The sequence below is a fragment of the Aquirufa sp. OSTEICH-129A genome (assembly GCF_054558355.1).
In genome coordinates this window covers 1-241 of record NZ_JBPXKC010000030.1, presented here as the reverse complement: position 1 = coordinate 241, position 241 = coordinate 1, and the positions used below count along the sequence as shown (strand labels likewise).

General features: G+C 50.6%; 1 protein-coding gene. It reads left to right on the top strand.

What is annotated here, in order from left to right; genetic code table 11:
• The coding region (locus SKC36_RS12375; protein ID WP_459466084.1) for a hypothetical protein at window positions 1-241 on the top strand (241 nt) is incomplete at both ends.

Below are 241 nucleotides of genomic sequence, written 5' to 3'. Positions count from 1 at the left end.
TCAGCTACGAAGTTCATCATCACGGGAAGTGGCACGCAAACAGCGGGAGGAAGTCAAACGATTACGATTACGGCAAAAGATGCGAGTGGCAATACGGCGAGTGGCTATACGGGCAGTAAGAGCTTAACTTTCAGTGGAGCGAATAGTTCATCATCTCCAGCGACCTCACCAAAAGTAGAGGGTACAGACTTTGGTACAGCGACGAGTGTGAGCTTCACGAATGGGGTAGCTACAGCGAGTC